The 8,034-nt window shown below is 37.6% G+C and carries 7 protein-coding genes; 4 read left to right on the plus strand and 3 right to left on the minus strand.

Features of this window, described 5'->3' with window-relative positions:
- Nucleotides 1–146: 146 nt before the first annotated feature.
- Nucleotides 147–1,364 carry an MFS transporter gene (locus BGM26_RS10420; RefSeq protein WP_217039749.1) on the minus strand — a complete coding sequence of 406 codons (1,218 nt, stop codon included), beginning with the start codon at nucleotides 1,362–1,364 and terminating at the stop codon, nucleotides 147–149.
- Nucleotides 1,365–1,536: 172 nt separating this feature from the next.
- Nucleotides 1,537–2,145: a superoxide dismutase gene (locus BGM26_RS10425; protein ID WP_217039750.1), complete on the minus strand. Its 609-nt coding sequence runs from the start codon at nucleotides 2,143–2,145 to the stop codon at nucleotides 1,537–1,539.
- Nucleotides 2,146–2,592: 447 nt separating this feature from the next.
- Between BGM26_RS10425 and BGM26_RS10430 the strand changes: the two genes are divergently transcribed.
- Together BGM26_RS10430 and BGM26_RS10435 are read left to right on the plus strand one after the other, a co-directional pair.
- Complete coding sequence (locus tag BGM26_RS10430) at nucleotides 2,593–3,288, plus strand: Crp/Fnr family transcriptional regulator (RefSeq protein ID WP_217039751.1); 696 nt, start codon at nucleotides 2,593–2,595, stop codon at nucleotides 3,286–3,288.
- A 184-nt stretch (nucleotides 3,289–3,472) separates the two neighbouring features.
- Nucleotides 3,473–4,243 carry a DUF1189 domain-containing protein gene (locus BGM26_RS10435; protein ID WP_217039752.1) on the plus strand — a complete coding sequence of 257 codons (771 nt, stop codon included), beginning with the start codon at nucleotides 3,473–3,475 and terminating at the stop codon, nucleotides 4,241–4,243.
- Between the two features lie 240 nt (nucleotides 4,244–4,483).
- Here the strand turns inward: BGM26_RS10435 and BGM26_RS10440 are convergent, their stop codons facing one another.
- Nucleotides 4,484–6,205 (minus strand): methyl-accepting chemotaxis protein, encoded by a 1,722-nt coding sequence (locus tag BGM26_RS10440; RefSeq protein ID WP_254119210.1) that lies wholly within the window; start codon nucleotides 6,203–6,205, stop codon nucleotides 4,484–4,486.
- Between the two features lie 193 nt (nucleotides 6,206–6,398).
- Between BGM26_RS10440 and BGM26_RS10445 the strand changes: the two genes are divergently transcribed.
- Nucleotides 6,399–6,722 carry a hypothetical protein gene (locus tag BGM26_RS10445; protein ID WP_217039753.1) on the plus strand — a complete coding sequence of 108 codons (324 nt, stop codon included), beginning with the start codon at nucleotides 6,399–6,401 and terminating at the stop codon, nucleotides 6,720–6,722.
- Nucleotides 6,723–6,845: 123 nt separating this feature from the next.
- The gene (gene ispG, locus BGM26_RS10450; protein ID WP_254119212.1) at nucleotides 6,846–7,967 is read left to right on the plus strand and encodes a flavodoxin-dependent (E)-4-hydroxy-3-methylbut-2-enyl-diphosphate synthase; all 1,122 of its coding nucleotides are present in this window, start codon (nucleotides 6,846–6,848) and stop codon (nucleotides 7,965–7,967) included.
- The last annotated feature ends 67 nt before the right edge of the window (nucleotides 7,968–8,034 follow it).

Consider the following 8,034-nt stretch of genomic DNA (forward strand, 5'->3'; position numbering starts at 1 on the left):
TTCCGTCTGCGGGGTCTCGACTTTTCCTCTATCTCCCGCAGGAGTCAAGTGCCTTCCGCTCCAATCCACTCACCGTTTTCAATTATGATAAAGCAACAATCTTTTAAAAAGTAGCCTTAATTAAAAAGAGAAGAATGACTCTTCTCTTATGTCGAATGAAATTGGATTCTTCGGATAAAGAAATAAATGATGAAATGGCCAGCACCGAGGAAAAGCAAAAGAATCGGAATACCCTTTTCTGCATTAAAAAAAGTAACGACGGCTAAAAAGCAGAGAATGGAAAAGGCTCGACCTGAGTTCAAAAAAATTTCTCGGACGACAATATACTCAATTCGCATTTCCGCAGCCTTCCATCCTTTTCCAATCACATCATAAGTCATTGAAAGATAGGGAACAAGCAAGAGCGGATAAGCTAGCGCGATTGTGGCTGCATACATAAGTAATTTGGAATAGGTTACTTCAAATAGGATGAGAAATATTGCGGCGTAAAGAATCACACCACCTGCTAAGATTGCCTTTTTTCGATATTCTTTCTTGAGAAGCCTTGATACAAAATAGTATGTAATAAATGCGACTCCTGAATTGACAAGCCCAAATGTTCCTAAAGCCAATTCACTCCCGGTTGAAATAAACACAAAAACAGAAATAATAAAGGCAAAGGTCCCTTCCCGAAGACCCTGAAAGAAATGGGCGTTTGTAACTAGCCGCCAATTAAGATTATTTTTTCTCTCTATAAGAATTCGCTTAAACCAATATTTACCGTTTGCTGGGCGCCTTTTTACAAAAAAGCTTAAAAATACAGCCAATGAAAATAGAGCTAGAGATATACCAAAAATGATCGAGTACCCGGTAAACTTCTCCATTTTTGAAATCACAAAACCCGCAGCTATTGGTCCAATCATCCCGCCGACCGATGTTAAAATCCCTAAAAACCCATTGAAGAAATCCCGATTTTCCGGCTCGGTAATTTCAAACGTTAATACATTGAATGCAAGCCAATAAAACCCATATCCTACGCCTAGAAGGGCACCAAGTAACAATAAATACTGCGAGGCATTTGCACCTATAAATAAAACAGTCAGATAAAAAGCCGCCAAAAATATGACACCAATCCTTAAAACAATGACCCGATCAATTTTCTTTGCCCATCTGCCTGCTAGAATAAATATTACTGGCTGAACGATAACAATAGAGAGATTGTATAATCCTAAATCTTTGAATTCACCGGACTGCTTCCAAAGGAAAATATTTACAAACGTATTCGAGAGGGCAACGCTTAATGAGTATAACCCACCAATAATAAGCAATAAGCCTAAATCCTTTGTTAGCTCGACATCCCCGATCAACTTCTTCACTTTACTCATAAAATAACTCCCCTTTACTTCTAAAGGGTAGTTTCTTACAAAGAGATGACTCTTATGCAGGATTTTTAGGATATCGGCGGAATTCAGATTTTTTTAAGATCTTGAAATGATGCGGCTTTATCGCGGGGATACAAAAACACGGCAGGAAATTCCGCCGTGTTTTGTATTTCTATTATTTTGCTGCGCTGAAACGCTTGGAAACCTCATCCCAGTTAACAATATTCCAGAAGGAATTGATGTAATCAGGACGGCGGTTTTGATAATTTAGGTAGTAAGCATGCTCCCAAACATCCAACCCTAGAATAGGTGTTTTACCTTCCATTAATGGTGAATCTTGGTTTGGTGTGCTTGTTACTTCAAGCTCGCCATTGTTTACAGCAAGCCATGCCCAGCCGGAACCGAAACGCGTAGTAGCGGCCTTAGCAAATTCTTCTTTAAAGCTTTCATAGCTTCCAAATTTGCTGTTAATCGCATCTGCCAATTCTCCAGTCGGCTCGCCGCCGCCATTCGGAGAAATAACTTGCCAGAATAATGTATGGTTTGCATGCCCGCCCCCGTTATTGCGCACAGCTGTACGAGCAGCTTCTGGCACAGCATCCAGATTGGAAATAACTTCTTCCACTGTTTTAGAAAGAAGCTCTTCGTTTCCTGCTAGAGCGTTGTTTAAGTTTGTAACATATGTGTTGTGATGTTTCGTGTGGTGAATATTCATTGTTTCCTTGTCAATATTTGGTTCTAATGCATCATAAGCATAAGGTAATTGCGGTAATTCAAATGCCATCATAAATTCCTCCTATGTAAATTAATTTAAGCCCTTAAACCATTCAGTTATTCATACAATTCTGAATTTAGAATGATTATTCATGACTTTCCTTTTAAGATTACCAAAGATGGATTATCCTTTCAATAAAAATGCTTAACATAACAAATATACATTTCCCTTCTTTTTAATATTTATTCGTACTATCCCCTTTTCAATCATATTCGCCTTGGCGTATTTGCGCCCAAATTTTCACCTTAGCTCGCTCGATAAATTCCTTTAAAAAATCGAAAGGCTCGCCGGAGGCATAACTTCGCTAAATTGTCATGATTTACATAAACTCTATTAGGTCAACGATTTAAGTCATTATTGATATTTCCACCTTCCATAATACCCCTTATGAATATTGACCTTTAAGCGCTCTTTCCGTTAAATCAAAGTATAAAGCAATTGAAGGAGTGACGTATGATGAATGATTTCAGCATTTCGCTTTATAGCTTGCTCATCCAGTATTTTATTGATAAGGAAACAGTTCAAAAAGTAAAATCAGGGACACTCCTCTTTCAAGAGAAGGATAAGGTTGACTATATTTATCTATTATTATCCGGAAGTATCTCCCTTGGAAGAGTTCATGTGAAAGGAAAAGAATTTATCCTGAAGATTATTAATGAAGAGGAAATCCTAATGGAATACCAATTATTTAGTCCTGCGCCTAAGTATCATTTTTATGCAAAGGCAATGTCAGACTGTGAACTTTTCATGATTAAGAGAGAACAATTCGAGGCATTTATTTTACAGGAAAAAGCAAGATTAAGTATCTTGACAGCTTGGCTTAGTACGAGATATTTAAAGGCACAAATGAGATGTCAGGATTTAATTATCAATGGCAAAAAAGGCGGGTTATATTCTATATTAATCCGGCTATGCAATAGCTATGGAGTCCGGACTAACGAAGGGATTCTGATTGATATGCCTCTGACCCATCAAGAGTTGGCTAATTTAACTTATGGAACGAGAGAAGTAATTCAACGAATGCTGAAAGAACTACGGGAAAATGAAGTCATTTCCTATGATAGGAATAAATTCACGATCAAAAACCTAGGCTATTTAAGAAAAGAGGTCGATTGCCAAAACTGTCCGTATGAAATTTGCGGGTTAAATTAATAGGAGGACTTTAATCAGCCAAAAAGCAAGGGTTGCCCTTTGCTTTTTTTACCTATTTTCTTTAACTGAATAGAGAGTACCCTCACCCGTAAACAATTCTTAAATATAAGTAAGGCGTGTTACTTGTTCAAAAGTCTCTATCCGGTTAAAATGATGTGATGAATTTTTTTAAGGGTGTGTGTAAATGAATATTTTCAAGCAATTTTTTAAAAGCCTATATTCACCTAAGGATATTGCACTTTTCCGCTTTCAAGGAATTGGTAAAACAATTTTGTATGTTTTCGTTCTCGTCTTTCTGTCAATCATCCCATCTGTTTACTACTTCAGTTCTGCGATCATAAGTGGGGTGGCTGCCGTTCAGTCCAGCATTGAAAACGAAATTCCTTCATTTTCAATTGAAAACGGCGAACTGCAATCCGATCAAGCTGCCCCGGTTATTATTAATAAGGATCGCATTTCGATTATTTTTGATTCGACAGGGACAGTAGATCCAAAGTCAATTTCAAATAGTGATAATACCATTGCTATCCTAAAGGATGGTGCCTTCTTCTTTGCAGGTGGGGAGATCCAGTCTTTGCCATACTCCATGTTGAATGATTTGACATTAACAAAAGAAGACCTGTCAGATATACTCGTCACTGTTGATTCATCACTCGGAGTCATCATCCCGCTTATGGCAGCAGTCATGTACATCTTTTCTGCAGGTTTGAAATTTATCGAAGTTTCGGTTCTCGCATTACTCGGATTGCTATTGAAAAAAATGTTGGTTAGGAATATCCAATACCGCCATACCTGGAGAATTGCAGCCTACAGCGTCACATTGCCAACCCTTTTCTTTACGATTATGGCTAGTTTAAAAACAACCGTACCGAACGGAGCTTTCATTAATTGGTTTGTAGCATTTATGGTATTATTTCTTGCGATAAAGGAAATTCCTCAGCCTAAGAAAAAATAAAAGATGCGCCAAGATTGGCGCATCCTTTATTTTGGCTATGTTACATAAGCGATATTGATAAATGTATATTAGCGGGGCGATTTTGCCTGGAGAGAGCCTTTTTTGCGATAGCAAAAACCGCCTCTCGGAAGGTAAATCGATCCCGCGACTTGACCACAATATTGTTTAACAGTGCCTTTATTTTTAAATTTATCTCCTTAATATAAGGGCTATTCCTGTCGAAAGTACGAGTATTCCTTCTCACGACTTTGAATAATTGAACTCAGAATTAAGCTCATCTAGTGATTGAGACAATTCTGTTAGTCTTTCCCCTGCTTCATGGCTCCTTTTAACTTTAATCATCTGTTTTTGCGAAGCTGAAATCATTTGTTCAGCACTTGCAAAGGTTTGCTGGGAAACGGAAACGAAATTTTCTGTAGATGACTCCATTTTCGGCAAAGCGTTATTTAATCCTATCAGCTCATTCTGCGCCTTTTCAATCATTTCACTGACATCCTCAATTTCTAGCATTAATAGATCGAATGATTTTCTGCTTGCAGATGCTATTTGGTGATGTGTTTGAAAATTGTCTAGCATTTCGCTGAATTCATTTGAGGCTTTGATTGAAATAAATTCCATTTGTTCAATTGTCTCTGTTATTTCTTCTGTCGCCTTGGAAGATTGATCAGCCAATTTCCTTACTTCATTGGCAACGACAGCAAACCCCTTTCCAGATTCTCCTGCCCTTGCAGCTTCAATCGCTGCATTTAAGGCCAGAAGTTTCGTTTGAGCCGCAATTTGTTGGATTAAAGTAACGATATTTGCAATTGATTCCGAGTGTTTTTTTACTTCCTTAACAGTTGAAGATACTCCATTAAATTCTTTTTCAAACGTATCAAAAGTACGAATAAGCTCGCCAATTCTTTCTTCCCCATCATGAGCTGAATCATTCATCGACTGAGCTTTGTTCATGACTTTCTTCATTTGCGCAAAAATATGATTCAGCGATTTTTTCATTTCCTGAAACATTTGAATGCTTTCTTCAGAACTGCCTGCTGTTTGTTCAGCACCTAGCTTAACTACTTGGATCGCTTCCATCAGTTGTTCATTTTCTTCCAATACTTCTCCTGACATACTTCGGAGTTCATCCCCTGTTATGGATAAATCCTTAGTGGTGGAAGAAATTTTATATAAAAGTGTACCCATTTGTCTGATCATCGCATCAAAGCTTTTGATTAGAGAAGTAATTTCTGGTGTTGTAGTTTTTGCTTCAACCCGAACATCTAGATTTCCATTCCTTGCTTCTTTCATGACCTCTCTCAGCTTTGTTAGCGGCCTAGTAAGGCTTTTTACCATTAGTATAATAAAAATCGATGTAATTGTAAGACTAATAACGACGACAATAAATATGTATTTGGCCATTTCATCAATGTCTTTTAAGTACTGTTTTTGGGGAATGGCGATTACATAAATCCCTTTGAATTCATGCACTTTCTTAAAAGAAATTGTAAAAAGTTCGCCATTTATTTTCTCATGGAAAAGGCCATTTTCCAATTTTCTGATTTTGTTCAGGGTTGTTTCCGTAAATTCTATTTTTGTATTTTTACTAATTTGATAAGAAGTTGCTCCTTTTTTAGTTACTAAAAAATAACTTCCATTTAGGCCATCCTTTGCAAGCTCTGCATCTTGACTCCTAATGACCTGATTCATTTTTTTATTGAATTTTTCTTCCTCACCAACATAAATAAGGATCAAATTTTGAGCAATATCATATATGGTCCTCACTTCTTTTTCTAACCGCTGCTCCATTAATTTAATAGCTGTTTCCTTTGACTTCCCATAAGAAATATAGGCTACAGAAGAAACCGTTAAAAGCAATAAGCCTAAAATCAGGACTAGAAGCCTAGTCTGAAGCGAGAATCTTGTTAGCAAATTGAAGAAATTTGCTTTTAGCTTCAGATAATTTTTTCTGATAATTGCCAAATAGATGCACCCCTTCCAATATCCATCTACATTATGACAAAGGAATGTTAAAGATTTGTAAAGGCAGGGTAAATGTTCTATGAAATTTATTCCAAAAGACCTATATCATTTAATCATTTTCAGTTCTATTCGTGTTTGATGAACATACATATTGGATAAGCACCCCAATTATTCTAAGGAGGTTTAGCCCAATATGAAACGATTAGCCTTATTTTTGATCACAGTACTTCTCATATATGTTATTTATTTTGACTTAAACCATGGCACACTACCTGTAGTAAAAGATCAAGTTATTGAAGCTAAATCTTCCATCGAGACTTCCTTGCCATTTTTCGAAAAGGAAGTGAGGCCGGGAGAAACTGTGCTTTCTGTTGTTGAAAGAAAATTGGACGGGCCCCTTCCTGTATCGATTTCTGATGTAGTAACTGATTTTAAAATCCTAAATAATGGGTTAAAGCCTGAAGAACTTAAGTCTGGACAAACATATCGATTCCCTGATTATGGGACTAATGACTAATATATTCTTCCGACATAAAAAACCTCTTTCTTGTCAACTTGAACAGTTCATTGTTACAATAATAGGTGGAATTCTTTTAGGATGAATGAAAAGAGAACTGTGAATAAAAGGAGCGAATCTCCATTGACTGAGATTATACATCGAACCAAAACACGTCCGGTGAAAGTCGGACCATTAACAATTGGCGGCAGCAATGAGCTGTTCATTCAAAGTATGACGACAACAAAAACACATGATGTTGAAGCAACTGTTGCTGAAATAAAGCGCTTGGAAGAAACCGGCTGTCAAATTGTCCGGGTTGCTTGTCCTGATGAGCGAGCTGCTTACGCGATTGCGGATATAAAAAAGCAAATCAGCATTCCCCTCGTTGTTGATATCCATTTCGACTATAAACTGGCTCTAATCGCTATTGAGGGTGGAGCAGATAAAATTAGAATTAATCCAGGAAATATTGGGAAACGCGAAAAAGTAGAAGCTGTCGTAAAAGCAGCGAAAGAGCGCGGCATCCCGATTCGAATCGGCGTAAACGCCGGTTCATTAGAAAAAAAGATTCTTGAAAAATACGGATATCCTACGGCAGATGGCATGGTTGAAAGTGCACTTCACCATATAAAAATTCTTGAGGAGCTGGATTTTCACGATATTATCGTCTCGATGAAGGCCTCAGATGTAAATTTAGCGATCGAAGCCTATGAGAAGGCGTCTAAAGCTTTTGATTATCCATTGCATTTGGGCATTACGGAGTCTGGCACACTGTTTGCAGGTACTGTAAAAAGTGCGGCAGGGTTGGGGGTTATTTTAAATAAAGGAATCGGTAACACCCTTCGCATCTCTTTAAGTGCAGATCCTGTTGAAGAAGTAAAAGTCGCACGTGAATTATTAAAGGTTTTTGGTTTATCTTCGAATGCGGCAACCTTAATTTCATGTCCTACTTGCGGGCGTATCGAAATTGACCTGATCAGCATTGCCAATGAAGTGGAAGAATATATTCAAAAAATAAAGGCTCCTATAAAAGTAGCAGTTCTTGGGTGTGCTGTTAATGGACCTGGAGAAGCACGCGAAGCCGATATCGGTATTGCGGGTGCGCGTGGGGAAGGACTACTGTTCCGAAAAGGGGAAATCATCCGGAAAGTTCCTGAAAAAACAATGGTCGAAGAGCTAAAGATCGAAATTGACAAAATTGCTGAAGAATATTTTGCCAAACAGGAAGAAGAAAAGAAGAAAGCAGAAAGTGTTAATAACTAATAAACAAGGGGCTGTCTAATAAGTCCCTAAAATAAAACAGGTGGAGAAAAACGAGTCGTTTTTCTCC

Source organism: Bacillus sp. FJAT-29790, from assembly GCF_019039215.1.
Lineage (GTDB): Bacteria > Bacillota > Bacilli > Bacillales > Cytobacillaceae > Cytobacillus.

Coding starts and splice junctions, on each gene's coding strand:
- BGM26_RS10420 (WP_217039749.1), bottom strand. CDS start 1,364: ATGAGTAAAGTGAAGAAGTTGATCGGGGATGTCGAGCTAACAAAGGAT.
- BGM26_RS10425 (WP_217039750.1), bottom strand. CDS start 2,145: ATGGCATTTGAATTACCGCAATTACCTTATGCTTATGATGCATTAGAA.
- BGM26_RS10430 (WP_217039751.1), top strand. CDS start 2,593: ATGAATGATTTCAGCATTTCGCTTTATAGCTTGCTCATCCAGTATTTT.
- BGM26_RS10435 (WP_217039752.1), top strand. CDS start 3,473: ATGAATATTTTCAAGCAATTTTTTAAAAGCCTATATTCACCTAAGGAT.
- BGM26_RS10445 (WP_217039753.1), top strand. CDS start 6,399: ATGAAACGATTAGCCTTATTTTTGATCACAGTACTTCTCATATATGTT.